Origin of the sequence: Desulfosediminicola flagellatus (genome assembly GCF_005116655.2) — a bacterium.
GTDB lineage: Bacteria > Desulfobacterota > Desulfobulbia > Desulfobulbales > Desulfocapsaceae > Desulfopila > Desulfopila flagellata.
This window is the reverse complement of sequence record NZ_CP050698.1, coordinates 1-25,075: the sequence shown is the minus strand read 5'-3', so window position 1 is coordinate 25,075 and position 25,075 is coordinate 1. Positions and strand designations below refer to the sequence as shown.

The window sequence follows — 25,075 nt, the reverse complement described above, 5'->3', positions numbered from 1 at the left end:
AACAAAGCAGATCTGAGCAGAAGAAATGCCATCCTCCCCTGCAAATAATCAGATGTACCTATGCTGCAACTAATGCTTTTTTTTAATCTAAAAACGAATTTCACAATCGACCGTCCCTGATCATAAAAAAGATGTTCGACTATAACACCTCAATATTTCACTTCAACAGAGAAAGTGACCACGGATTCTGACCATTCCTTGAATCTCCCTTCCCTTGTCTGAAAAATCTGTATGCTTACTGTCTTTGATTAGTCACAGTAGCATTGCACACCAACGCACAATTGGCATTTTCTGCACAACCTGAGTCAACGGTATCAACAACCTACCAATATTCGTGCATATGGCCAAAACCTGCGTCAATGTTAGGCAACATTGGTACTACCTTTAAACCGTTAACTCGACGTTCGATGGTGACTTTTTTCAAAGGTATGCATTTTCGACTATACGAACAGATAGTTTTATGCTAGCATATGCACTATTGAGTACCACCATGTCGCGCACTACTTTGTCGCGCACGACAGTGTCGCATCCTACCCAGTGGTAGCATATGCGTTAGAAACTCTGTTTTGGAAATATGATGTATGAACTAGGGTCGCCACCAAGAATTCGCTTAAAAAAAACGCCGACCCGTGATGATACACAGTATAATTTGATCAACCGACGAGCTTTGGCACGTGGGTAGAGAGCAGTTAGGGAAATTACACGAACGGGAATGAAACGATGAACGAAGCTTTGATTCTGGAAAAGTTAGACAACCTCTCAAGCGAAATACAGTCGCTGAAATCAGAAGTACAAACTCTGAAAGAAGCGAAGCAAGCGCCGGCCTCTTCCGCACAACCAGCCCAGCCTGCCGCTGCTCCGCTGCTCGCCGCTTTCGAAGGTAAGTACAACGAGAAAGATCTCAATAATTTAGTTGAGAACCTGCTCGTGGGCGTAAATGACATAAACTCCATGTTCTTTAAAATGAGAGCGGGTAACGAGCTGGCTCGTGATATCGAACCAATCGCTTACCAGGTATACCCTGAAGTAATCAAATTTTGTTCCGAACTTGAAGGACAGGTAACTGTTGATGATGTTGTTGCTCTTTTGAGAAACGTCATTACCGCAGTACCCGCCTTGAACGAAAGTGTCGGATACCTTAAAGCTGGAATCGAACTCACAGACGACCTTATGCCAGTAGCGCAGATCCTTTACCCTAAGGTCATCACCATTCTTAATGAGATACAGCTGGCGATTGAAAAATCAAACGGTCTCATCAAGGTTGCCGGATCCGCTGCAAACAGTGCCATGAAAATCTCCCTCACAGATACCCAGGCCGAAGAAATCGGCAAGATTATCGAAGGAATTGATTTCAGCAATATTAAGCCGGTATCTCCAATCGGTGCTGTCAAACAGCTGATGGACAAGGATGTTCAGCAGTCTCTTGGAGCCGCCTTCATGGTTCTCCAGGCGATGGGCGCCTGCGTACAGGCCATCCAGAAAAAATAATACTTTGTTAAAAGCAAAAGCAAAAATATTTATAGAACGGGCCGGCGGTAAAAGCCCCTGTTCGAAACCTGCCTAAAGGAGGCGATCAACATCATGAAGAAGCTAGTCATTCTCGGTGCCGGTTGCGGTGGTACCATGATGGCGAACAAAATGAGGAAGCACCTGGATGATGACTGGTCTGTTACCATCATCGACAGAAACAATATCCACGACTATCAGCCGGGTTACCTCTTTGTACCGTTCGACATCAACAAGCCAAAAGACATTAGAAGAACCAAAAAAGAGTTTATGAATCCAGGGATCGACTTTGTCGTTTCCGAGATCACAAACGTTGATTGGAACAAACAGGAAGTTACCACTGGTACTGAAGGTAAGTTCTCCTACGACATCCTTATCATGTCTACCGGTTGTGATATCAGACCGGACGAGATTGAAGGTCTTAAGGAAGGTTGGGGCAACGACATCCACGGTTTCTACCGTTATGATGACTGTATCGCACTCGGTAAAGCGCTCAAGAAATTTGAAGGCGGAAAGCTTGTTGTAAACATCGCCGAAATGCCGATCAAATGTCCTGTTGCACCGCTTGAGTTCGTATTCCTTGCAGACTGGTGGCTTACCAAGCAGGGTAAGCGCGATAAAACAGAGATTGAGTTCGTTACTCCGCTCTCAGGTGCGTTCACCAAGCCTGTTGCGACCCGAATTCTTACTTCTGCATGCGAAGAGAAAAACATCAAGATCACCCCGAACTTTGCTCTTGGTTCTGTTGATCCTGAAAAGAAAATTATCGAAGCGTATGACGGAACACAGGTCGATTACGACATGCTGGTGTCCATTCCGCCAAACTTCGGTGACGAAGCTATGATCGAATCAGAAGTTGCTGATCCGATGGGTTACATCCCGGTTGACAAGCATACCCTTCAGCCAGCAGGCTACGATAACGTATGGGTACTTGGTGACGGTACAGATGTCCCGACTTCCAAAGCAGGCGCAGTTGCTCACTTCCAGGGTGATATCCTTGAAGAGAACATCATGGCGTTCGTTGACGGAGGTGAACAACACGCCCGGTCCGACGGGCATGCGGTTTGATTCATTGAATCAGGCTTCGGGAAAGCCTACATCATCGATTTCAACTACAACACTGAGCCATACACCGGATTATATCCGTTGCCTGCAGTAGGTCCTCTTGGACTGCTGAAGGATACCGAGATGAACCATATCTCCAAGCTCATGTTTAAATGGGTATACTTCAACATGCTTCTCAAAGGAACCTGGCTTGGACCGCCAGCTCTTGATATGAGAGGAAAATGTGTAGAGTAGACTCCGTTGAAATGGCCTAGCGCCAAACGTGAGAAAGCGGCGAAATCGTATTGATTTCGCCGCTTTTTTTTATCTTTAATTACATGATAATTAAATTATCACGCCGCACTGTCAACCGGCCGTACGGTGCAAAAGCTGTAACAACACGCCGTTTATCAGTAACTATTTTTTACAATGAGGGCAGCTGGTGTACTGAAAGCGCTGGTCTTCCTCAGCCTGCACATATTCCTCCATCGTACGCCATGCACCGTCTTCATTCTGAATACAATTACAGTGTGTGCAGACAGGAATATTTGACTGAAGCATCTCCACGTGGTTGAGGACCGTACGTAACTCCTCATTAGATTTAGCCAGTTCAGCCTGTATGTTTACCAACCGCTCGGCAACCCTTACCCGGGCTCTCAGTTCATTCTCATCAAAAGGCTTTGTGATATAATCATCTGCTCCTGCATCAAAACCCTTCAGGATATCATTTTGTGCGTCCCTGCCTGTGAGCAAAATGACATAGATCGGTGTTTCACGCTCAAGCATCTTTACTTTAGTACAGAGTTCAACGCCGTCTATTCCAGGCATTTCCCAATCAAGTATGGCAATTTGAGGACCATCCGGTCTCTGAAGTATTTTCCATGCTGCTGAACCATCCTCAACACTGTCAACGCTGTATCCCCACTGCTCAAGGACAACCTGAACTGTAATTCTGGTAGTATATTCATCTTCAGCTATTAATAACTTCACTGCGGTGTAACCTCCTCTGGCGTTAATTCCCTGGGACCTCCCGCCGCCTGGCGGGCTATCTACTCACAAGGTATTATCCTGAAGTGATGTGGGTTTGTCCACTTTATACTGAAAAAAACCATTTTTCATATATTTTGAGCCACATGGAACCATAGTTAGTCAAATAAAAACCACTTTCCCTGTCTCAGTCGACAGAGTATAGTATTTGCCTTTTGAATATTTCCAGCCGTGATTTTTATTTTCGCATTACCGATTGCATATGCTCATCCGACTATTACATTCATACAAAACACCTACCCGGGGTCTACTCAATGAACTGGTTCAAACAATTTACAATTGGATTCCTGATCGGTATCGCCAATCTCATCCCCGGCGTCTCAGGAGGAACATTCGCTTTAATACTTGGGGTTTACGAACGTCTCATCATATTTTTAAACGAAATCAACTCAACACATATCCTGACAGGTATACAACGCGTATTCTACTGGATCAAAAGCGGTTTCAGCACGCAACAGGGTAAAGAATTACGAAAATTTCTGACAGACAACGATTACCCGTTTATGACAGTCCTCGGCCTTGGCGCGATTGTTTGTATAGTCAGCCTGTCATCCCTCATGAAATATCTGCTGCTCTATCACTTTTCCTATACCTATGCATTTTTTTTCGGCCTTATAATTCTCTCGGTAGCCATCCCCTGGCGCATGATTAAACGATGGCGCATACTACTCACCATACCACTACTTGCCGGAATTTTCCTAACAATATTCATATCGTACAGTGTCAACCCATATGAAAAATCGCTGAGTAAATCAGAAATGCTGGAAAAACAATATCAGAGCCAGCACGCATCTACCCTGACAAACACACCTGAAAAGCCCCAGACAACAGATAAATTTGCCTATATTGGTAAATATACGAGTGGGGAATACATCTATATTTTCTTCTGCGGCATTATTGCCATATCCGCAATGGTTCTGCCCGGAGTGAGCGGTTCTCTGGTACTCATTTTAATGAACCAGTATTTCGCTGTGATTTCAGCACTTGCTAATATTCGTAGCCTGCTTCTGGATGACCTGCTATTTCTAGGGTCAATGGCCCTTGGCATAGTATTCGGCCTTCTCAGCTTTGCCAGATTTATCGAGTATGCATTTAAGAAATTTCATGATCCGATGGTAAGCTTTTTAACCGGCCTTATTCTTGGCTCGCTCTATTCGCTCTGGCCGTTTAAGCATCCGGAAATCATTGCTCACTACTTTGTGAAGGAAGGTAATTCTATCCAGCGTATAGACAACTATACCGTTTATACAAACGTGAATATCATGCCTGGAGACTTGAGGACAGCGTCTATTTCTGTTGCAATTGCAATTGCCGGGATGGTGACCATGTATTTCTTCCTTAGGCAGGAAAAGCCGTAACGGCTTATCTGCTTAGCATAGACTCCGAAAACTACCTTCTCGATATCTTCGTTTCGTTTACCAGGAGTCTCTGCTTACCTGTCCAATATCGGTCTACAGCTTAGATTTTTATCTTCCTGTAAGTGAAGAACGAGACTCATAGATATCAGCTATATGTTTTCGGCAAAAATCTTTTCTGCTCCCTGATCCTGAAAAAAATCAGAATTTTCGGATGCAACTCCTTAAGAAAAGTCATGATAATGATGTTACAATACTATTCCTATAGCTAGTAACACACTGAAGATAAATGAGAGTTTTGCGGTCTTTGCAAGAATTTCATTAAGATTTGATCCGGTCTCTGTAGCTATTTCGCCAAAAAGTTTCCACGCCATAATCACACTGAGCAATGGTAATACCACAACCATCATTCCCAGTTGCTGAAATCCTGAAAGGACTACCGGAACCAGATAGGACGCACCAAGCAGACCTCGGTAAAGGAATATCGTTCTTTCTCGGCCAAGCCTTACAGCAAGGGTATTTTTACCAGCTTCTTTGTCTGTAGCAATATCCCTCAGGTTATTAACCACCATTATAGCGGTAATAAGCAAACCGGGAGGAAATGAGGCAACAATAACCAATACAGAAAGCTCCCTGGCCTGAACCCAATACGTCCCGCACACGGCAACAAGGCCAAAGAAAATAAAAACAAATATCTCGCCTAAGCCATTTGAAGCTAGCGGGTACGGCCCGCCACTATAGGCAAGAGCCGCGATAATCGAGGCAAGTCCAACGAGAAGTATCACCATTCCCCCGACCAGTGTCAGATACCCGAAAACAATCGCTGCCAGTATCAGGCAACCTATCATCGCCATTTTCACCTGCCGGGGAGGGATGAGCCCGCTCTGAGTTACTCGAACAGGGCCAAGTCGTTTATCTGAATCGATATTATTTTTAGCGTCAAAATAATCATTTGCGAGATTAACGGCTATCTGCAGTAAAAGTGCACCTGCAAACGCTGCAAGCGCAGGAAATAGAGCAAACTGCGAGTCAGATACAGCTACAGCTATACCCACAGCAACTGGAGCAGCGGCTGCAGGTAATGTTTTCGGACGAACTGCAAGCCACCAGAGATAGAATGTAGATATGTTTTTTGTCATACTATGATATTTACGCAAGTATTTATATTACCTGTAAGATCTGGACACTACCCGACATACAGATGCTTGCTTATTTTAAGCTCAATTGAATAAATTAGAAAATATAGCAAGACCCCAAGCAGCCCCATTCCCAGAATTCCTGTATACATCTCCGGATACATGAGAACCTGGTAGGTTTCGATGACTATATAATAGCCAAGGCCATAATTCGTCAGCGATTGCTCAGCTATAAACAAAACAGCAACCGCTGTACCTACTGACACACGCAGTGCAGTCAGGACAGCTGGCAGAGTGGCTGGCACATATACATATCTGAAAAGGGCTCTTCTTCCAGCCCCTAATGATTTAACTGAAAGGATCAGTTCTTTTTTAAGACATGAAGCCTCATCCCTCACTACAACCAGAATCTGAAAAAAGATAATGATAGCGATCAGCGTTATCTTTGAAAAATCCGTGATTCCCATCAATACATAAATAACCGGCAGAAAGATAATCTTCGGGATCGGATAGATGATCGCAATAAGTGGTCCTACAACCCGATCAAGCTTCGGCATTTGCCCCAGTGCCAGTCCGAGAGGAGCAGCGAAAGCAGTGGCCATGCAGATTGCCGCCAGGACCCTGCCTGCACTTGCCAGAAAGTGTAGACCCAGATCGCCATAAAATGATTGTAGAAATAGTGGTACAACGATAAACGGTGAAGGCAGAATCGGCCGATCTATCAGCATGGCTGCCAACTGCCAGAGGCCAAAAAACATAGCAACACCGACTATCGTGCTAAATATTGTAACTCGCTTCTTCATATCATTCTATTGAATAGCATCTCAAGCAAGCGCAGTAGGGATGGTATGTGCAGCGATGGTGTTTCGCAAATGGCTGCATCTATCGAGAAACTCAGGATCATTTCTTTTGTCTATCCGCCCGGATAAATGATTGTCTACAATGACCGGAACACTATTTTGCCCATTACTCAGAACCAGAATTTTTTCTCCCAAAACTACAGCCTCTTCAATATCGTGGGTGACTGTTACTGAAGTAAGCCCGGATTCGGCATGAAATGAATTCATAACCTTTTGTAATTCTTCCCGGATAGGTGCATCAAGCGCTGAGAACGGCTCATCCATCAGTAGCAGGTCAGGTTCCAGAACCAACGTACGCGCAATGGCGGCTCGCTGTCTCTGCCCCCGTGACAACTCTACCGGATATTTATGCTGAAATTCGTGTATGCCCAACCAATCCAGCCAATAATCCACACGTTCTGAAAGGCGTTCCGTATCTGTTTCCATATCTAAAGGACTATGTACGCCGTCCGGGCCATAATACTTACGGATTGTCAGCCCCAACTCAGTATTCTCCCGTACAGTCGCCCATGGCAGCAGGCCATGGTCCTGAAGCACCAGTCCTGTTCGCGGTCGTGCACGTTTAATCTCTTCACCGGAAATCCGAACTGTTCCAGTGGTTGGCTTCAGCATTCCGGCTATCAACGACAGCAAAGTTGTTTTACCACAACCTGATGGACCGATGATGGTCCACGCCTCTCCGCCTGCAATTTCCAACGAAAATCCGGAAAACAGGGTTGAACCGCTTTCATAACCATAAGTGATAGTGTCGACAATAATCATAGCAGCACGTCTCTGAACTTAGTGTGCTAAGAATTCAGTTGTTACAGAGTCGGTATATGAGACCTTTTGCTTCAGCAACTCCTTCTTGATAAGCCAGGTCTGTACATCATCCCATTGTGCTTCTGTGGGAACTGCAGCTTCAGGAAATTGAGGTATCTTAAATGACAGTTGAACATTTTTGGGAACTCTGATTTTTTCAAGCATCAATTCACGATACTCTTCAGGGTTACTGTTAAGATCTTTAACCGCCCTGTTCCAGGCAGCCATAAATTTTCTCACAGCCTCTTCTTTTTCGATAAGAGATTTTTTGCTGAAACTCACAACACTGGCACTGAGATGAGAAGCACTCAGATCATTTGTCACCTCGATTGCTCCTGCTTGAAGTGCCGCAAAACCTAACGGGTCAGGTAATGTGGCCGCCTTGATCTGACCTGCGAGCAGTAGTTGCAGTCTCTCCGGCAGTACAGGCACGGATTTAAACGAAATATTTTCATCCTCGACACCTCCTGCCTGCAACAATCGCTCAGTAATATATTCAATGACGGTATTCTTCGATACAGCTACAGGAATACCAGACAGTGCTTTTACATCGTTAAAATCAGTCCCGGGTGCAACCAACACCCTAAAAAGTGGTGCATCTCCGAGAGGAGTTCGAGCATATGAGACTATCTGCATTTGCACACTCTCACGGTTAAACAGTGCGGCACCACCAACCTCATTAATCATTCCGTCGATTCTTCCGGCCTGCATCAGCTGATCACGCTCAACAGCACTACCAACGGTCAGCGGCTCAACTACTATACCAGCATCTTCAAAATACCCCTTTTCTTCAGCAACATACACTGGCAAAACATCAGGTATCGGTAAAAGAGCCAGGCGAATTTCCGTATCAGTCTGCTTTTCCTCAGCCACAGCGGAACTTACAATCAGGCAGGTCATTACCGACAGTATACCAAACACTGCAGATCGTCTTGCAAGCGCCCATATATTTTTTTTCATATCAAACCCCCAGTATATTTAATTAATTGAGATCAAACAGGTTACATCTTCATAAATGACAGACTCACAGGTATAGCATAGATACCGTAATATATACAAATTCAATTATTCCGGTCTCTATGTTCTTTATAATTGCCTGGAAGAAAAACAGAAAATCCCGACTTTCAGTTATACCGGTAACGAGATGAAGAACTCAACTCACACTCATACAATTCGCACGTTGAGAGAAAGGAAGTTATGGCAAAAGAGCATCACGAAACTCAGTTAAGGTCTCTGCGACCTTTGGAATGTCCTCTGAAGAGACTTCAAGGTGATACGTGTAGTTTTTCATGCTGTTAGCATATCGCTTGTCATAATACTCAACCAGCAGAATATGGACCAGCTCATGCAGTTTATTCTCTTTGAATAACATGCATAGTTTATCTGTTACGGCCTGTCCTAGTTTTCCACGAAGGGATTTGAGGATTCGCTCAACCTTTTGTACTGTCTCATCATCCTTTATCGGATAATCCTCAACTATCCTCGATACACGCGTTTCAATAGAGGCCGTCACCAGAACAAGATGTCCACACTTCATCGCAGATGCCAATCCCGGAGGCAAATAGATCCCTCCAAGCTTTCGACTCTCACCCTCAATAAAATATGGTTCAGCCCCGAGCCTGCAGATCACCTGATGAAAATGGCTGTCAAAGTTTTTCTGAGTTCGTGGTTGCCTGTTCAATCCGCCAAAAAGAGAACTTTGATGCTGGGCTATACCCTCAAGATCTATCATATTGCTCAAGTGTTGTAAGATCCTGGTCTTTCCGGTTCCTGTATGGCCATGCAGAACAATACACTTAGGGCTGAAGTTTTCAAAGACCCCCAGGAGGAGGTTTCTATACTTCTTATAACCACCCTCAATTTGCCATACGGTATATCCGTGATGCTTGAGAAGATTCACAACTGAACGTGATCGCATTCCGCCTCTGGCACAGAATATTGCAATGTTCTTTCCTCTGTACTGTTCAAAACCTTCAAGAAATTTGGCCATACGGGATTCAACCAGATCAAAACCGGTATCAACCGCCTTCTCTGGCCCGCCATATTTATAGACAGTACCGACCAGCTTTCTCTCTTCGTTATCAAAGATAGGAATATTGATGGCCTCGGGCAGGGAACCATCAAGAAACTCTTGAGGGGAGCGAACATCTATAATGCAATATTCGTCAGTAAGGACCTGTTCGAAAGTGAGGGTGACCGGAACAGCTTTCAGGACAGCAGTCTGCGACAACTTCGCAACGTTTTTTTTCATATCTGTTACAAACACATTCTCAAAATGCAGTCGGCAAAACCTTTATGGTCGTAGATTATCACAATATGGTCGTACCTTTTGCATACGCCTATAGTTGTGTAAGACCACCGTGATTGCATTGCAGTGCAAGAGTGAAAAGCGTAATTACCTCTGTATTAAATTATCGACGTGGAATATACCACGTCCCGTCGGGAGTACGACAACCTACTCCAGCGTATGTTCGGGACATTCCCGGCAATTGCACTTCCTGTCTATATTGCCTGCAATAGACTCCATCATCATTTACGAATGTCTCATGAGGTTCAATAGTTACAGCAACGTTACCCGCTGCAGCCATCCACAAATCTTTCTGGTTATTCTCATTACTTTCAAGCACCTCCTGGAACTGCTGCTGCACCTGAACGATATCCTGAGGATTACCGGATAATCCCTGTAAATTAGGGAGAATTGCTACCAGTTCTTTGCGTACATCCGGTCTATAGCCCCTGTTATCCCTTTCCATCAGCACCCAGTGCTCAACAGAGGGGGCATAATACCATGTTCTGTATTCCCGTGCTCGGGATTTAGGATAGGAGAAACTGTCAGGATACCTCGCGCAACGGATTCTCCAGGTGTCAAACGATCCGGCGGCAACGGTTACACGTTCTTCACCATCTACGTCACAGCGCCAGAATGAATCATATTTTCGTTCAATACCATCCCGGCTAACCCATCGTCCTTCCTCATCATATCGAGTCTTATTTTTTTTCGCCAGCGGCCAGAGGGTGTCTGTGGGCTTATCCCAGATATATGAAGTCTGCTGGAAAGTTCTGGTGCCCATTCTGTTTGTTGTCCGCCACTGTGATCGCTTGTAGGTAAAATCGGGACTTCCCACAGAAGGGTTGCCACAATAATTCACCCACTCCACTCTCTCCTGATTTGCAGCCCGAACCTGTTCCCAGGTTCCGTCAGAATAGACGTATGTGTCACCTTTTTCGTAACGCGGCCTGCTGGCATTAACAAGATTTTGCATAGGGGGTAAGAGTTCTTCGATTTTTTCAGTCATGCTTTGTCGCGAAACAGGTGATGCCGCAACACTCCATACGTTGTCAGATGTAATGATTGGTCGTGTTTTGACAAACTGATCAATATATCCAAATCGACGAAGTCCTTTACCGGCATCCTGTAAAGAACACAAGCCATCGAGTTCAACATGATGTTTCTTCATACGTTCTTCAATTTTTGCTAACGCTTCCTCAGATTCACTGTCATCGTCATCATCACCATCATCTGCGATATCTTCGTTATCAGCATCCTCATCCCTATCTTCGCCGGGGTCATCTTCATCTGCTACGTCGTCATCCTCGGGTTCTTCATCCACCGGATCGTCGGCAGGATCATCATCTGCTGGGTCATCATCTGCCGGATCATCATCTGCTGGATCATCATCTGCTGGATCATCATCTGCTGGATCATTATCAGCTGGATCACCTGTGTTTCCTCCAGCATCAGGGTCACTTCCTGAACTGTCCACCCCACCTCCGGCATCTGCAGCAAATATTTCAGATGTTCCTAAAAACTTCTCCTGCCATCCGGTCAAAGATATACCTGCTAGAAACACTGCAATAAGCCCAACCCTCAGTATATATGCTGTCAATATTTCACTGGAAACTATCACGGATTTTACGATTCGTGTAAAGATGCGCATCGATGAACTCCCTTTTCAATAGAGCAGACGGCAATTTCCATCACCTGCAGTTTGTCAGAGCGGCAACAATTCATTCCTGCGATTTGATGAATCATCGTATCTCAAGAGACATGGTAAGGCCTATGTAGAGCTATCTATCTGAGTTTTCTACAATAGGGTGGAAATGAACAATATTTTCGATATACCATGTATTTTGTAGGCCTTGAGCTAAATACTCAATCCAGTATAACTGATGCAGCAGGTGAGGTGAAGCACTATTTACACGTATTGCATGTCAGGCAAATAAAAGAAGTCGCTGAAAGAAACTTAAGCGCAACTATCTTCATCAGATAAGAATATCTAGTATACACAGCAGGGGATATGTAACTTTTTTTAATTGAAGTTGAAGCAGTTTAGATCAGGCTGCGCTGAATGCTATAAACAACAGCGTCTGAAAAACACTGTGATATTGCCAGCCAACAACACCAATATTCTGAATAGGTATCATTAAATGTTGACCGGCATTATTTTTAGAGAGAGGCGTTTTTACATGCCTCAAGGATTCGCAATTTCACATATTCGATAGTCGAATTATCCGGGCTGTCAATATCAAAACAATACCCATCGCTTCCGGCAAGCCCGCCAGGAATAACCTCACCCCGCTCCTCAGCATCAGTTATCATGTCACCATAAAAACATACAGACAACCAGCGTTCTTCAGGCTCATCATCAATCACATCAATAATAGCGAAGAGGTCTCTGTCTTTCTGATTGACATGTTTTGGCCGTATCGAAAAACTCACCCCGGGTCGCGCCATAAAGCTTAAAGATACGCCTTCAATATCTCGAACAGTCGAAAACAGTTCGCAAAAACACCTTTTCATTGCTTCATCGCCCTGTTGCCATTGGCTTACAAATTCTTCAATATCACGGATTACTTCAGCCTTCTCTGTCATAGTGGTCTCCTTGCACTCAACGCAAAAGTTTGCAAATACCCATAATTGATTACGGGATCAAAATAGTATAAATTGTTCTGACGGCAAACATTTTTCTACAATCGCTTTTTTCATATGGACCAGGATCACCCTATGCTGCTTATTACCGCACCATCTAAAACACAGCAACCAATTGACAGAAAGTTTTCCACATATACGCTTCCTGTCTTTATTAACGAGGCGGACCAATTAAACACACTCCTCAACGAGTACTCAGTTGAAGAACTCTGTACCCTTATGAAAATGAGTGAAAAGCTTGGGGAAAGTACCAGAAACAGGATTCTAGAATTCAGACCGCCTCTCACAGAGACCAATAGCAGTCAGGCAATTTTCACATTTCAGGGAGATGCATATTCTCACCTGACTCCTGATCATTACAGCGAAACCGAATTATATCATGCGCAACGCCATGTTCGCATACTTTCAGGACTTTATGGGATTCTACGACCACTTGACCGTATGTTTCCGTACCGACTGGAAATGGGGGCTCGACTGGCAACCAGAGAATGGAAAAACCTTTATGAATTCTGGGGAAATACAATTACTGAGCAACTCAACCTGGACTGCAGTCAGTTAGCCGATCAGACAATCGTCAACCTCGCATCTGCAGAATATTCTAAAGCAATCCGACCCCAAATCCTGATCCCGAGTTTTCTTACCATCACCTTCAAAGAGAAAAAAGGGGATAGTTATAAAACTATCCCCATTCATTCAAAGAGAGCACGGGGAATGATGATTCACTATGTGATAACAACCGGGCTAACCCGTGCCATGGAACTCCGTGATTTTACGACCGGCGGCTATAGCTTTAGTGAAAAGCTATCAACAGAAAATGAGTGGATTTTCATTAGGAACAATGAGTAGGAACATCCTCTATATCGTTAACTAGCCGTACGACTTCTGCAACAGCTACCGGGACTGCAGCCTCCACCAAAGGTGTCAGTCCCTCTCCCAGCTGGTCAAAACATTTTCCTTCTATACCCACCAGGAAAATATTTTCAGGGACTCTTTGCGGATATAATCTTCTTCCCACTTCTATCGCCTCACGAACTCCTATACCGTGTCCGCTTACAGGCCTTAACGTCATCTCAGGAAGCTGATCCCAGTTCAGACAATGGACTGTTCCCGGATTAGCTCCAAACTGAACTGCATCGACAACAATGAGCTGTTTTTCGCCACCCAACTCCTCAAGCAGATCTATCCCGCCAAGACCAAGAAACCTGAGATCTATGCTTTTTTCGGATAATTCTCCCAGACTGAGTTCCTGGTAAACTCTCCATCCAGCCCCGTCGTCTGCGGCCAGAGCATTACCTATACAGATGATAATTGAATCCGCCATAGCCGCTAACGCACCATACTGAACATCATGTTAAATGTACATTGCTCGCCGGTTTCAACAGTTTTCGGCCGGGCCGGGCTACCTGTCAACTCTGCCAGAATTCCTGCAATATAGTAATGAAACATCTGGCATGCCTGTCCATCCATCTCCATACCTCTTTTGAGACAGACACTACGAATAGGACAATGATTAATGGTAATTACAGCCTCTTTACCTTCAAGATGTGCATCTATCTCCATCTGCTGAATACGAAACACCCGGATAAATTCGTTCAAGGCATCAGCTGTAGAAGAATCGGTCAGGTGAATAGGCATATTATTTGCCATCTTACGTCCCGCTGCCACAGCAAGAGAAGGCGTTGATTTCCCCACAAAGGTTACAATTGTCTCAACAAACATATCGAGAAGAAAGGACACCTCGGTAAATGCCTTATCGTAATCTTCAGGGGTTAGCGTCAGCTCGTTTGTATCAATCATAAAAATTTCTCCATCCGCTGGCTGAATTCAATATTACGGTAAAAATTCTTCACAACATGAATATTGTTGTGACTGATCGCCTGAGATGGACAGATATACGTGCAACTCAGACAGGCAATACAGTTTTCCACAGTTTCAACCACTGCCTTCTGAGAATCTTCGTCAAATACAAAGCAGTCTGTCGGGCAGACATCAAGACACAGCCGGCAACCGCGGCACCCCTTTTCACGAATTGTCATTTCGAGCATTGTTTAATTCCTCCGGATTCTGCGAATCAACCCGCCGCTATTTCGAACTTCCACATCAAGTTCCATTTGTCCTATTGCATGGGTAGAACAGGCCAGACAGGGGTCATAACATCGCACCACAAATTCAAGACTGTTAAGCACCGCTTCGTCATCAGCGCTGTCAAACAACGAGTTTGCCCCTTCCTTTAATGACTTATTAATCGCTGCAGTGTTCTGCTGGGTGGCAATTATCATATTTGCCGATCGGACTATGCCTTTTTCGTCTATCTCATACTCATGGATCAATGTGCCTCGTGGAGCTTCAACATGCCCAATACCATGACCTCCCTTGAAATCAGCAGCAACACGGGTATCACCGCGAAGAGCAGGATCGTTAATGAGTACATTGGCTTTTTCCGTAGCATAAATAAGCTCGATAAGCTTGGCGTACATCTGCAGAACGGCGTTATGACATGGCTTTCCAAAATTGTTTCGAAACTCCTCAAACTCAGCCTGGGCAAGCGGTGTCTCCATGCCGTCAGCAACGTTGAGCCTGGCGAGTGTTGACACCCTGTATAGCTGTTCTGCTCCGCCAATGTTCAGAAACACTTCCTTGGCGTATGATCTTTCCACCGCCCGCTCAACAATGTAATCGGTATAATCGGTCGCCTGAAATTCCGACCTGATTTTTCCACTTTCATCAATTACCCGAAGATCACCATCATAAAAGTTCAGTTTTCCGTCTTTAACAGTCCCCATGTACCAGGTCGGCAGATTAAGGTGCGCAAGCAGCAGAGGATTATTATCAAGAAATTTCAACAACAGCGTTTTTACACGCCCGGCAAGTTCACTTGAAAGTGCTACTGCTTCAGCCGTCAACTCCTGGAGTCGACTGAACTGACCATCGTTCAGCTTAAACGATATGCCTCCTGCAACGGCTGTAACAGGGTGAATTCCTCTCCCGCCAATAGCCTCATTGATCTTCTGGCCAAGACTTCTGAGACGCAGTCCTTTCTTTGCAAGATCTGGTTCAGCCTCAACCATGCCGATGATATTTTGTTTCGATGCCTCTCCCCCCAACCCGAACACCAGATCGGGACCAGCCAGGACAAAAAGTGAAAGAGCATGGGAATGGATAACATGTCCCATATACATAAATTCTCTCAAAAGTTTAGCGGCCTCAGGAATCTCAACACCAGCAGCATTATCAAGAGCTTTTGCAGCGGCAAGATGATGGGCAGTAGGACAAACTCCGCATATTCTGGCAGTAACCTGAGGCAAAGTCGACGCCTCCATACCTACAAGGATACGCTCAAAGCCACGAAGTTCATTCACACAGAAAAATGCCTCATCAACCTTGCCATTATCATCACACTCAAGCAGAATACGGGCGTGGCCTTCAATACGTGTTACCGGGTCTATCTTAACTGTCTTAGCCATTACATCGCCTCCACATCTGCGATCCACTTTTTGATAAGAAAAGTGGGTTTATTGCCAATCATCTTTGTTGCCATTGCATAGGCATAGTGAGTTTTCGCCGATTTCTCCATACTCTCCACGATAGTAGCCGCAGGTATGGCAGTTATTCGAGACATCCTTTCACTCACCTCAGTTCTCAGATCCCGCGTTGGTTCAGATAGAATCTGCATGATAGGTCCAGCACAACCTGTACACATAATTCCGTGATTAGGGCAGGGAGACAAACATCTGTCCAGAGTCACAGAACCGAGACAGATATACCCCTGACTCAGAAAACAGATATCATCATCAGGAATCCCCTCATTACTGCCCTTGATTTCAGACACATCCGTTTTCTTCATTGTACGATCGCAACCACCGCAGACACTCTCATGCTTTACCCGCGGTTCTTTTCCGTTAACAAGAGCACTCAAAGCTTCAAATATAAAGTGTGCGTGTGGCGGGCAACCGGGCATATAGAGGTCGACATCAATAACCTCATCAACAGGTATTACCAGTTTTTCGAGACCGTCAATTTCATCCTGCGGAGCAAAATCGGTGATAGTCGTAGGATTATCTCTATAGACATGATTGATAATTTCCTCGCGGGAATGAGCCAGACCTGCTCCATGCAGTCCGCCATACACCGCACAGGTACCAAAGGCTATTATAGTCTTGCAATGCTTTCGCATTTCCATCGCCGCATGACGATCATGCTCAGTCCTGATTGATCCGGTCAGGATGCCGATTTCAGCTTCAGGGTATGACTTTTCGTCTGTCAAAACCGGACACTTTAATATCTCCACGGATTCGAGAACGTTTAATATCTTCTCGTGAAGATCTACAAGGGCAACATGACATCCACCACAGTCACATAACCATTCCGTATTCAGGCGTACTTTATCGCTACTCATGACTCTCCTTTCAAGTTCTTCAACCAGGAGGCTGTCTGACAATATCCTTTTGCCCAAAATCTTTGGAATTTCGAAAAAACAATGCTCGCAATATCATACATATGGCTGTGCTTATTTTTTAAAAATGTCTCGATTTTGGCCAAAATTCCTATTGCCGGAAAGCCGCCTATGCTTGCACCGTCAACAGCTTAAGGCAGGCATTTTCACCTGCGTGCCTGATCTCCAATGTCGTTTTCTTTCCCATGATGGTTTCCAGTGCGCCGGCAAAAAAGCCGTACATCATGTTACACAACGAGCCTTGCTGAGGATGTCCGAATCGAAAAAGAGCCTGACGGATCATACAGTCACGAAAGACAAGAAGAATCTGTAATTCGCCCTGATCATTTCGAGTGATAAGCTCAGCCTGCCCCTTCGGCTTAAACGTCTCGAATTCCCAGAGGCAACTGTTTGAGACCAGAATTTCTCTCACCTGATTAATTGCCTCCAGCAGATCAGTAGTGGGGGTTGCTTCAGCCGAAAACTTCCTCCCCAGATTCCTCCCGGCAGACATTGTCATACTGTTTGCACCGCGTCCAAGAATCGGCTCAATACCTGCAGATAAAGCGGCCATAAAATTCATGGTTTCCTGTAGTGTACGCCTGCTTTTTATTACCTCCTCCACCTCTCTCTCCCTGTTATCTCACATGTTTTTTCTATTCGTAGAAATTTCTGTTTCGTTTAACACAACTTCAATACAGCAGGACAATTCTGTTATCCAAATAGCTGTAAAGTATAATATTTATAGCATCTCCACTTGTTCGGAAAATACAGCAAAATACCTTCTATATCGTGCAAATACAAGATAAAATTAGACAATCGCATACCTAAGAAACCAGGTTCACGCCACGATGACACCAAAAAGGCCCTCTGCTCAACTACACAAATTCGTTAGCAGATGCATGTATAAGAAGAAGAAAAACGGGATGGTTATTACGACAGTGTGTGAAAAACTCGGAAAGGAGATGAAAACTCGTAGAAACTTACCACAGAATTAATCAGGGCAGGATAGAAGTGAGAAAGAAATTATCAGGCTCGCCAGCCGTGCTCACCAATAAGGTCAACAAAGCGGACACTGGCAAGATTTTCGACACGGATTTCTCCGTCAATTTTGGTCAGCAACTGCAATTCCTGAACATTCTGATCACCCACTGGGATGATCAGTCGCCCTGGGTCAGCGAGTTGCTCGATAAGCGGTTCCGGAATTTCCGGTCCCCCGGCGGTTACAATAATTGCATCATACGGTCCGTTCTCAGGCCAGCCAAGCGTGCCGTCATCGAGCTTTGCAACTATATTGAAGTACCTGAGACTGTCAAATATCCTTCTGGCAGCAGCGAGGAGTGTATTGATTCGTTCAACAGTGAACACCTGCTGAGAGATTCGAGATAACACCGCTGCCTGATAACCAGACCCGGTACCAACCTCAAGCACACGCTCATCACCTTTCAGTGCGAGTGCCTGCGTCATATAGGCTACGATATAGGGTTGGGAGATAGTCTGTCCTGAAGCGATAGGCAGAGGATAATCACCATAGGCGCGTACACGCATCGCGTCATCTACAAACAGATGCCTGGGCACTTCTGCCATGGCGGAGAGGGTCCGCGGATCACTTACACCGCGAGCGATAATCTGCTCCTGAACCATCCTTTCCCGAGCTGTAGTGTACCTGTCAATCACGGTTGTTTCTCTTGCCAGTCAAAGTCATCAGACCATGCCTTTTCATCGTGTTCCCAGGCTCCATATATGCAATCAACCACAACATTGTTTTTTAAGATCACAGTGACTGTACCGTAATTGGGCTCTCCAAAATATTTACCGACAACTGGTGCGTTTTTCAGTGCAGAATCTTCATATTCAGTAAAAACCCATTTTTCAACACCATTGCCAAGCATAACCTGTTCATCAGGTTCACCAAGAAACGTGAGAACATCATCACTCCCGGATTCCCCAATTTTTAAAAGCGCAACATCAGATGCAAGATGACGTACGGGTTTATTATAGCATCCGGTCAACAGAAAGGCTGCAAATACAACACAAATCAACCATCGGAACTTTGAGGGCATTTTATTTCTCCACTAAATTACACGAAAAAAACCGCTATCCAACTGCTCTATAGCTTGCCCATCAACATTTTTCAAACAAAATGTCATGCCGGTAAACCGAGCGGTTAAAAGCTGCAAAATTGACAGCAATCTATATAAGCAGACCGCCGCCGTTCATGCAACTTTTAACCGTACCCCTACATAGGCAATATTAGAGTTATTCTCCAAGTGCCCTGCCAAGGATTTTATAATTACGTTCAACCATTACAAGAGGATCAATGACTAAACCTGCCTGAATCATTGCATTGTCGTAAATCTGTAAGGCAACATCCTTGGCAAAATCAGCATCATTTTTCTGCAGATCTGAAAGACGTTTAATTATCGGATTTTTTGGATTAATTTCAAGATTCTTTTTTGATTCTCCTCCAAATCCCATTCCCTTCTCAGCTCTGCTTGCAGCCATTACCCGTTCCATCGATGATGTCATGTAACCGTCTGGATTCACAATCATTGCAGGAGCATCAACCAATCGTTTTGAAACGATAACATCCGCAACCTGCTCCTTGAGCGCTTCCTTCAACCAGGTAACTAGAGAATCGGCCGCTTCAGACTCAAGCTTAGCCTCTTCACTATCATCGTCTTTGTCCTTGTCCGCATCATTATCAGGAAAATCAAGATCGGCACGGTCTGCTGAGACAAGTTTCTTGCCATCAAATTCACCAAGATGACTCAGTGCAAAATCATCAATCGGCTCCATGGTGTAAATAATTTCGATGTCTTTCTTTTTGAACATTTCCACATATGGGCCTGCCTCAATGGCCGCCCTGCTCGGACCATTAATATAATAAATGGTATCCTGATCAGCAGACATGCGTAGAACATAATCGGCCAGAGATATCGGCTTGCCAGCTTCAGATTTAGAGGATTCAAAACGAAGCAATTTGCTCAGTTCTTTCTGGAACTCATAATCAGATGTGGCACCTTCTTTAATGAATATTCCAAAGGTATTCCAGAAGTCGAGATACTTTCCTTCATCCTTTTTAGCTTCTTCATCGAGATATTTCAGGAATCTCTTGGTTACAACCTTACGCAGTTTACTGACAAGTGCGTTGTCCTGCAGAGACTGGCGTGAGATATTAAGCGGCATATCTTCACTATCTACTACCCCTTTTAAGAATCTAAGCCATTCCGGCAGAATATTTTTTGAATGCTGGTCGATAAGGATTCGCTGGCAATAAAGGTTTACACCAGGCTCCATCTTGCCGAATCCCAGCACCTCAAAATTTTCTTTAGGTGCAAAAAGAAGCGCGTTGATCATGAGTGGTGCATCTGCAGAAAAATGCAGTCTGTACACAGGCTCATCACCGGCATTACCAATAAACTTGTAAAAGTCAGTGTATTCTTCCTCAGTGATCTCAGAGCGATTTCTGGTCCAGATCGCCTGAACGGTATTTACGGTCTCGCCTTCAAGCTTTATTGGAAACGGTACAAAAGAGGAATACTGCTTGATGATCGACTCAACTTTCCATTTTTTAGCATAGTCATGAGCATCATCTTTTAATTCTACAATTATTTTTGTTCCTCTGCGAAGTCCTTCCATCTCTGTTATAGAAAATGATCCGGAACCGTCTGATGTCCACTCATGCCCTTCACTACCATCCCATGAACGACTCTGCACCCGTACCTGAGTTCCGGCCATAAATGCAGCATAAAAGCCAACACCGAACTGACCAATCAAGCTGACATCTTTCTGAGCTGCTTCAGCGAGCTCTGTCAGAAAAGTGTTGGAACCGGAATGCGCAATAGTGCCGAGATTATGCTCAAGCTCACTTCTGCTCATTCCTATACCGGTATCGGTAATTGTGAAGGTGTGTTTTTCCTCGTCAAGATCAATGGCCACCTCAAGAGGAACATGCGCGTCAAACGCATCATCAACGGTCAGACTCTCATGCCTGAACTTCTCTAGAGCATCTGATGCATTTGAGATAAGTTCCCTGATGAACACATCCCGCTCCGTATAGAGAGAGTTAATGACTATATCGAGAAGTTTCTTGGTTTCAGCCTGAAATTCATGAGTAGTTGTTTTTGCAGTCATACATTTACCTCGTACTGTATTAATCACGTTGAGTAACTAGTTCCCGTCTAAGAACCCCGCACTTTTACCCGACCGTAGCGTCATACTGTTTTCTTTAACCTCAGGATATCAGACATATGCCTGCAGCAAAATTTTCAGTGCACCTTGATCTCAGGCAAAAAATCGAGTTTTCGAATGGAAACTAACGAGCAGTGATAAGTCCTTACCATTGCATTTTTTATAAAAGTCGGCGAAAATGTTAATCATGTAACTCGGCGTGTCAAGAGCGGTTTCCGCTCTCCTTCATTCCCGCATCAGGGAGGTTTCTCATGAGAATAATAGCCTTTGGCGATCTTCATATGGCAGTGCAGGTGTGCCGTAAAATTCCAGACATCAGCACGGCGGATATGCTTATCGCAACAGGTGATCTCACAAACTACGGAAAAAAGAAAGATGCCAAAATAGTGCTCGAAGAACTGCTTGAAATTAATCCTAATCTTCTCGCTATTATCGGCAATCTTGATAAATTTGAAATCAACGACTATCTTGAGCAGCTGAACCTTAATCTACACGGACAGGCACGACTGCTCCAGAGTCAGGTTTGTGTAATCGGTGCAGGTGGCTCAAACATTACACCGTTTGGCACGCCTTCCGAGTTTTCAGAGCAGGAGATCACGGAAATACTCATGAGTGGCTATCAGCAGGGATTGGACTATATAGCTCTATCCTCACCTGGTAAGCTGAGTAAAATCCCCATCATTCTGATATCTCATGCACCACCGCACAACACAGCTGTAGACAGGCTTACCAATGGTCGCCATGTCGGTTCGGTAGCAGTTCGAAAGTTTATTGAAACCTACCAGCCTGATTTATGCATCACCGGCCATATCCATGAAGGCAGAGGTGAAGACATGATCGGCAAAACCAGAATACTCAACCCAGGCATGCTGCAATACGGCGGCTGGGTAAACATAGAATTCAACAAATCCACCCTCCACGCTACATTGAAATGACAAAACAATTTGACACTATAATTATCGGTGGAGGGCTCTCCGGCCTCACCGTAGCGCATAAGTTGCGTCTTCAGGATCCGGAACACCGCTTCCTCATACTTGAAAAAGAGTCTTCCACCGGCGGAGTTATCAAAACTCACCGGGAAAACGGCTATATTACAGAGATCGGTCCCCATGGTTTTCTCGACAACTGTCAGGAAAGCAAAGACATTCTCAGCGAAACCGGACTCGACAAAGAGCGGGTAAAAGCACCGCTTATCGATTTTGTCCGCTACGTATACCTGCGTGGAAAACTCCAGTGTATTCCGCAGACACCACTAAAAATTTCCATGGCCCCGATCATGTCTTTTAAAGATAAGTTCAGGGTACTGGGCGAAATAACACAAAGCCCCCTTGAAGGCGAACCCACTGTTGCAAAATGGGTAAACCACCGCTTTGGTAAAGCAATGCTGCCATTTGCTGATGCTGTTTTTACCGGCACCTATGCTGGTGATTTCGACCGGCTCTCCATCGATGCTGTTATGCCTGGAGTACGCGCCCTTGAAAAAGAGCATGGTTCAGTTATTCGCGGTGTTATAGCCAAGATGCTGGCTAAAAGAAAACAGGGGAAAAGCGAAAAAATAGCAATGCCTGCTATGACGAGTTTTCCAAACGGAATGGCACGACTGCCCGAACGATTGACCGAACCGCTTCAGGAAGGTATCGACCTCCACCTTAATTGTACTGCAACCCACATTGAAAAGATAGATTCAGGATGGAACGTCCAGACTGTCCAAGGCACATTTACCTCCACTAATCTTGTGCTTGCCGCGCCCACAAATGTCAGTTTAAAACTCATGAAATCCATTAGCTCGGATATGCCGCAATCGCGAATTCCTGAGACCTGGATTTCCACTGTAGTCTTTGGATTTGGCCCGGGGGTAACACTCCCGCCAGGTTTTGGCTACCTTACCCCTGAAAGTGAGAATCGTTTCACTTTGGGCTCGCTGTTTTCTTCAAACATGTTTCCGGGAAGGGCGCCTGAGGGACATGTTGTTTTTGAAACCCTCATTGGTGGCCGACGTCATCCGGAGAGACTTGCACTTGATCAGGATGAAATGGTTGCCAAAGCTCTGGCCGATGTTCAGGAAATCCTCGACATTCACGTACAGCCGGAATACACAACAGTGCTACGTTCAGATGGCGGTATCCCGCAACTGGAACAAGGTTACACAGAGTTACTTGCCTGGAGAGATGAACAGGTGAAAAAGTTTGACGGTTTGCATATATGCGGTTTCGGCTGGGAAGGAATCGGCTTAAACGACATGATGAAAAGCGCCACAAGGGTGGCTCAGGCCATTGGCGCATCAACTACTAGTACAAGCGGTGAAGCTGAAGTTAAAAAAGTGTATTTTTAGCTTTCCGTACGCATTGTGCTTTAGAACGTAAAAAGGGCCATATCCGCAATCGGATATGGCCCTTTTTACAATCTGTTTCAAGCTACTCAAAAATAGCTTGGAAATACACCTACAGGCTCTTCACCTTTCCGGTTAAAAGCTCCATCTGCGCAGCTACTGAAGTATCCCGAACCGAGAGATTGGTTACCTTCTTAATAGAGTGCATTACAGTTGAATGATCCCTGTTGAATGCCCTTCCGATCTCAGCGAGTGAATCGTCAGTATATTTGCGACAGAGATACATAGCCACCTGCCTCGGGAAAGTCAGTTGTCGCTTTCTTGAGCGTGATTTCATATCATCAACACTCACCTTGAACTGCTTGGCAATCAGATCACTGATCATCTGGATGGTAAGTTGCTGGCCGACCCCGACGACGCTCGTCACAGCTTCACGGATCATATCCATATCGACATGACCACCCATAAGACGTGATTTTGCCCGTATGGCTACAATAGCAGACTCTACCTGTCTGATATCCCCCCTGATATGCTGAGCAAGGTAATTGACGCCTTCCTCTGCCAGACCAAGCTGGTGAGTACCTGCTTTTCTCTCAACAATACGTAACCGTGTATTGATATCCGGAGCCTTGATCATTGTCACCAGACCTGAAGACATACGTGAACGAAATTCACTATCAATTCCGACCAGCTCCCTCGGTGCCTGGTTGGCAGTCAAGACAACACGTTTACCGGACTTAATCAGGCTGTCGAGAACCTCGTTCAGCTCTTCCTGGGTTTTCTTCTTTCCGGTCAGAGAGTGAATATCTTCAACCAGCAGCATGTCACAGTGATCGTGATACTTCTGCTTGAAGGTATCCATAGTTTTACTCTGAATGTTACGAACCATCTCAGCAGCAAACTGCTGTGCTGTAACATAATGGAGCCTGGTCATTGGTGACTCTGCAAAAACCTTATGAGCGATGGCATGAGTCAGATGACTTTTCCCAAGCCCTGTTTCGCTGTTAATATAGATACAGGGACCATACGAATCATCATCTGCAGATATCGCTTTACACGCAGACTCAGCAAGGATGTTACAATCACCGACCATATATTGATCGAATGTGTATCGCGGGTGCAGTGCTCTGACGCTGGAGTTATTTTCCGGCACCGTCGGCAGGCGAAGCTGGCCTTTTGGCTGCATGACCGGCTTTGGTGTGTGGACACGCTCATCCTCACAGATAACAACCCTGCGCTGCACGGATCCGGCTTCCTTTACAGTTGCCTCAATAATCGACAGAAACTTTTGGGCTACATACGCGCTAAAATATCTGTCCGGGCTCAATAGGTATATTGAATCATCCCGAACTTCAAGGCATCTGAGCGGCTCTATCCAGAGCTGATACACTGAACCCGAAAGCGTGTCCTTTAGCACTTCTTGTGTTTTCTCCCAAAGCAT

At 45.0% G+C, this 25,075-nt stretch carries 24 protein-coding genes; 6 read left to right on the top strand and 18 right to left on the bottom strand.

Annotated elements, in window-relative coordinates; all coding sequences use genetic code 11:
* Positions 1–720: 720 nt before the first annotated feature.
* Positions 721–1,488: a helical membrane plugin domain-containing protein gene (locus FCL46_RS00120; RefSeq protein WP_136808063.1), complete on the top strand. Its 768-nt coding sequence runs from the start codon at positions 721–723 to the stop codon at positions 1,486–1,488.
* Positions 1,489–1,581: 93 nt separating this feature from the next.
* A complete protein-coding gene (gene sqr / locus FCL46_RS00115; RefSeq protein ID WP_419724099.1) occupies positions 1,582–2,805 on the top strand; it encodes a type III sulfide quinone reductase, selenoprotein subtype in 1,224 nt (407 codons plus the stop codon).
* A 162-nt stretch (positions 2,806–2,967) separates the two neighbouring features.
* On the opposite strand, the gene FCL46_RS00110 is transcribed toward sqr, so the two are convergent.
* Complete coding sequence (locus FCL46_RS00110) at positions 2,968–3,540, bottom strand: response regulator (RefSeq protein WP_167505902.1); 573 nt, start codon at positions 3,538–3,540, stop codon at positions 2,968–2,970.
* Between the two features lie 311 nt (positions 3,541–3,851).
* On the opposite strand from FCL46_RS00110, the gene FCL46_RS00105 reads away from it, so the two are divergent.
* Positions 3,852–4,955 carry a DUF368 domain-containing protein gene (locus FCL46_RS00105; protein ID WP_136808065.1) on the top strand — a complete coding sequence of 368 codons (1,104 nt, stop codon included), beginning with the start codon at positions 3,852–3,854 and terminating at the stop codon, positions 4,953–4,955.
* A 245-nt stretch (positions 4,956–5,200) separates the two neighbouring features.
* Here FCL46_RS00105 and FCL46_RS00100 read toward each other — a convergent pair whose 3' ends face one another.
* The 7 genes from FCL46_RS00100 to FCL46_RS00070 all read right to left on the bottom strand — a co-directional run bounded on the left by FCL46_RS00100 (position 5,201) and on the right by FCL46_RS00070 (position 12,622).
* Positions 5,201–6,091 (bottom strand): 1,4-dihydroxy-2-naphthoate polyprenyltransferase, encoded by an 891-nt coding sequence (locus tag FCL46_RS00100; RefSeq protein WP_136808066.1) that lies wholly within the window; start codon positions 6,089–6,091, stop codon positions 5,201–5,203.
* Positions 6,092–6,138: 47 nt separating this feature from the next.
* The gene (locus FCL46_RS00095; protein WP_217909536.1) at positions 6,139–6,891 is read right to left on the bottom strand and encodes an ABC transporter permease; all 753 of its coding nucleotides are present in this window, start codon (positions 6,889–6,891) and stop codon (positions 6,139–6,141) included.
* A gap of 21 nt (positions 6,892–6,912) precedes the next feature.
* A complete protein-coding gene (locus tag FCL46_RS00090; RefSeq protein ID WP_136808067.1) occupies positions 6,913–7,710 on the bottom strand; it encodes an ABC transporter ATP-binding protein in 798 nt (265 codons plus the stop codon).
* Between the two features lie 18 nt (positions 7,711–7,728).
* Positions 7,729–8,709 carry an ABC transporter substrate-binding protein gene (locus FCL46_RS00085; protein WP_136808068.1) on the bottom strand — a complete coding sequence of 327 codons (981 nt, stop codon included), beginning with the start codon at positions 8,707–8,709 and terminating at the stop codon, positions 7,729–7,731.
* 235 nt (positions 8,710–8,944) lie between these two features.
* A complete protein-coding gene (gene mnmH / locus FCL46_RS00080) occupies positions 8,945–10,000 on the bottom strand; it encodes a tRNA 2-selenouridine(34) synthase MnmH (protein WP_136808069.1) in 1,056 nt (351 codons plus the stop codon).
* 160 nt (positions 10,001–10,160) lie between these two features.
* On the bottom strand, positions 10,161–11,687 hold the full coding sequence (locus FCL46_RS00075; RefSeq protein ID WP_136808070.1) for a hypothetical protein: 1,527 nt from the start codon (positions 11,685–11,687) through the stop codon (positions 10,161–10,163).
* A 509-nt stretch (positions 11,688–12,196) separates the two neighbouring features.
* A complete protein-coding gene (locus FCL46_RS00070) occupies positions 12,197–12,622 on the bottom strand; it encodes a hypothetical protein (protein ID WP_136808071.1) in 426 nt (141 codons plus the stop codon).
* 132 nt (positions 12,623–12,754) lie between these two features.
* Here FCL46_RS00070 and yaaA point away from each other — a divergent pair, with 132 nt between their 5' ends.
* Positions 12,755–13,525, top strand: coding sequence for a peroxide stress protein YaaA (gene yaaA, locus FCL46_RS00065; RefSeq protein ID WP_167505903.1), 771 nt, complete (start codon positions 12,755–12,757; stop codon positions 13,523–13,525).
* On the opposite strand, the gene FCL46_RS00060 is transcribed toward yaaA, so the two are convergent.
* The 9 genes from FCL46_RS00060 to htpG all read right to left on the bottom strand — a co-directional run bounded on the left by FCL46_RS00060 (position 13,509) and on the right by htpG (position 21,248).
* The gene (locus FCL46_RS00060) at positions 13,509–14,000 is read right to left on the bottom strand and encodes a hydrogenase maturation protease (RefSeq protein WP_136808073.1); all 492 of its coding nucleotides are present in this window, start codon (positions 13,998–14,000) and stop codon (positions 13,509–13,511) included. The genes yaaA and FCL46_RS00060 overlap by 17 nt on opposite strands.
* A 5-nt stretch (positions 14,001–14,005) precedes the next feature.
* Positions 14,006–14,476: a hypothetical protein gene (locus FCL46_RS00055; protein WP_136808074.1), complete on the bottom strand. Its 471-nt coding sequence runs from the start codon at positions 14,474–14,476 to the stop codon at positions 14,006–14,008.
* Positions 14,473–14,724 carry a 4Fe-4S dicluster domain-containing protein gene (locus FCL46_RS00050; RefSeq protein ID WP_136808075.1) on the bottom strand — a complete coding sequence of 84 codons (252 nt, stop codon included), beginning with the start codon at positions 14,722–14,724 and terminating at the stop codon, positions 14,473–14,475. Before FCL46_RS00050 ends, FCL46_RS00055 begins: the two co-directional genes overlap by 4 nt.
* A 3-nt stretch (positions 14,725–14,727) precedes the next feature.
* Positions 14,728–16,143 (bottom strand): Ni/Fe hydrogenase subunit alpha, encoded by a 1,416-nt coding sequence (locus FCL46_RS00045; protein WP_136808076.1) that lies wholly within the window; start codon positions 16,141–16,143, stop codon positions 14,728–14,730.
* Positions 16,143–17,075 carry an NADH-quinone oxidoreductase subunit B family protein gene (locus tag FCL46_RS00040; RefSeq protein ID WP_136808077.1) on the bottom strand — a complete coding sequence of 311 codons (933 nt, stop codon included), beginning with the start codon at positions 17,073–17,075 and terminating at the stop codon, positions 16,143–16,145. The genes FCL46_RS00045 and FCL46_RS00040 overlap by 1 nt, the downstream gene beginning before the upstream one ends.
* A gap of 166 nt (positions 17,076–17,241) precedes the next feature.
* Positions 17,242–17,736: a hypothetical protein gene (locus tag FCL46_RS00035; protein ID WP_136808078.1), complete on the bottom strand. Its 495-nt coding sequence runs from the start codon at positions 17,734–17,736 to the stop codon at positions 17,242–17,244.
* A gap of 404 nt (positions 17,737–18,140) precedes the next feature.
* Entirely contained in the window at positions 18,141–18,788 is a 648-nt protein-coding gene (locus FCL46_RS00030) for a protein-L-isoaspartate(D-aspartate) O-methyltransferase (RefSeq protein WP_228723302.1), read from the bottom strand.
* Complete coding sequence (locus tag FCL46_RS00025) at positions 18,785–19,174, bottom strand: hypothetical protein (protein WP_136808079.1); 390 nt, start codon at positions 19,172–19,174, stop codon at positions 18,785–18,787. The genes FCL46_RS00030 and FCL46_RS00025 overlap by 4 nt, the downstream gene beginning before the upstream one ends.
* Positions 19,175–19,370: 196 nt before the next feature.
* Positions 19,371–21,248 carry a molecular chaperone HtpG gene (gene htpG, locus FCL46_RS00020; RefSeq protein ID WP_136808080.1) on the bottom strand — a complete coding sequence of 626 codons (1,878 nt, stop codon included), beginning with the start codon at positions 21,246–21,248 and terminating at the stop codon, positions 19,371–19,373.
* A 308-nt stretch (positions 21,249–21,556) separates the two neighbouring features.
* On the opposite strand from htpG, the gene FCL46_RS00015 reads away from it, so the two are divergent.
* Both FCL46_RS00015 and hemG read left to right on the top strand, forming a co-directional pair.
* Positions 21,557–22,240: a metallophosphoesterase family protein gene (locus tag FCL46_RS00015; RefSeq protein WP_136808081.1), complete on the top strand. Its 684-nt coding sequence runs from the start codon at positions 21,557–21,559 to the stop codon at positions 22,238–22,240.
* Positions 22,237–23,637, top strand: a complete 1,401-nt coding sequence (hemG, locus tag FCL46_RS00010) for a protoporphyrinogen oxidase (protein ID WP_136808082.1) — start codon at positions 22,237–22,239, stop codon at positions 23,635–23,637. The genes FCL46_RS00015 and hemG overlap by 4 nt, the downstream gene beginning before the upstream one ends.
* 109 nt (positions 23,638–23,746) lie before the next feature.
* Here hemG and dnaA read toward each other — a convergent pair whose 3' ends face one another.
* Positions 23,747–25,075: a chromosomal replication initiator protein DnaA gene (gene dnaA, locus FCL46_RS00005; RefSeq protein WP_136808083.1), complete on the bottom strand. Its 1,329-nt coding sequence runs from the start codon at positions 25,073–25,075 to the stop codon at positions 23,747–23,749.

Bases quoted from the DNA above. Each gene is read 5' to 3' on its own strand.
- FCL46_RS00120 (WP_136808063.1), top strand. From the start codon at position 721: ATGAACGAAGCTTTGATTCTGGAAAAGTTAGACAACCTCTCAAGCGAA.
- FCL46_RS00105 (WP_136808065.1), top strand. From the start codon at position 3,852: ATGAACTGGTTCAAACAATTTACAATTGGATTCCTGATCGGTATCGCC.
- FCL46_RS00100 (WP_136808066.1), bottom strand. From the start codon at position 6,091: ATGACAAAAAACATATCTACATTCTATCTCTGGTGGCTTGCAGTTCGT.
- FCL46_RS00095 (WP_217909536.1), bottom strand. From the start codon at position 6,891: ATGAAGAAGCGAGTTACAATATTTAGCACGATAGTCGGTGTTGCTATG.
- FCL46_RS00090 (WP_136808067.1), bottom strand. From the start codon at position 7,710: ATGATTATTGTCGACACTATCACTTATGGTTATGAAAGCGGTTCAACC.
- FCL46_RS00085 (WP_136808068.1), bottom strand. From the start codon at position 8,709: ATGAAAAAAAATATATGGGCGCTTGCAAGACGATCTGCAGTGTTTGGT.
- mnmH (WP_136808069.1), bottom strand. From the start codon at position 10,000: ATGAAAAAAAACGTTGCGAAGTTGTCGCAGACTGCTGTCCTGAAAGCT.
- FCL46_RS00075 (WP_136808070.1), bottom strand. From the start codon at position 11,687: ATGCGCATCTTTACACGAATCGTAAAATCCGTGATAGTTTCCAGTGAA.
- FCL46_RS00070 (WP_136808071.1), bottom strand. From the start codon at position 12,622: ATGACAGAGAAGGCTGAAGTAATCCGTGATATTGAAGAATTTGTAAGC.
- yaaA (WP_167505903.1), top strand. From the start codon at position 12,755: ATGCTGCTTATTACCGCACCATCTAAAACACAGCAACCAATTGACAGA.
- FCL46_RS00060 (WP_136808073.1), bottom strand. From the start codon at position 14,000: ATGGCGGATTCAATTATCATCTGTATAGGTAATGCTCTGGCCGCAGAC.
- FCL46_RS00055 (WP_136808074.1), bottom strand. From the start codon at position 14,476: ATGATTGATACAAACGAGCTGACGCTAACCCCTGAAGATTACGATAAG.
- FCL46_RS00050 (WP_136808075.1), bottom strand. From the start codon at position 14,724: ATGCTCGAAATGACAATTCGTGAAAAGGGGTGCCGCGGTTGCCGGCTG.
- FCL46_RS00045 (WP_136808076.1), bottom strand. From the start codon at position 16,143: ATGGCTAAGACAGTTAAGATAGACCCGGTAACACGTATTGAAGGCCAC.
- FCL46_RS00040 (WP_136808077.1), bottom strand. From the start codon at position 17,075: ATGAGTAGCGATAAAGTACGCCTGAATACGGAATGGTTATGTGACTGT.
- FCL46_RS00025 (WP_136808079.1), bottom strand. From the start codon at position 19,174: ATGCCCTCAAAGTTCCGATGGTTGATTTGTGTTGTATTTGCAGCCTTT.
- htpG (WP_136808080.1), bottom strand. From the start codon at position 21,248: ATGACTGCAAAAACAACTACTCATGAATTTCAGGCTGAAACCAAGAAA.
- FCL46_RS00015 (WP_136808081.1), top strand. From the start codon at position 21,557: ATGAGAATAATAGCCTTTGGCGATCTTCATATGGCAGTGCAGGTGTGC.
- hemG (WP_136808082.1), top strand. From the start codon at position 22,237: ATGACAAAACAATTTGACACTATAATTATCGGTGGAGGGCTCTCCGGC.
- dnaA (WP_136808083.1), bottom strand. From the start codon at position 25,075: ATGCTTTGGGAGAAAACACAAGAAGTGCTAAAGGACACGCTTTCGGGT.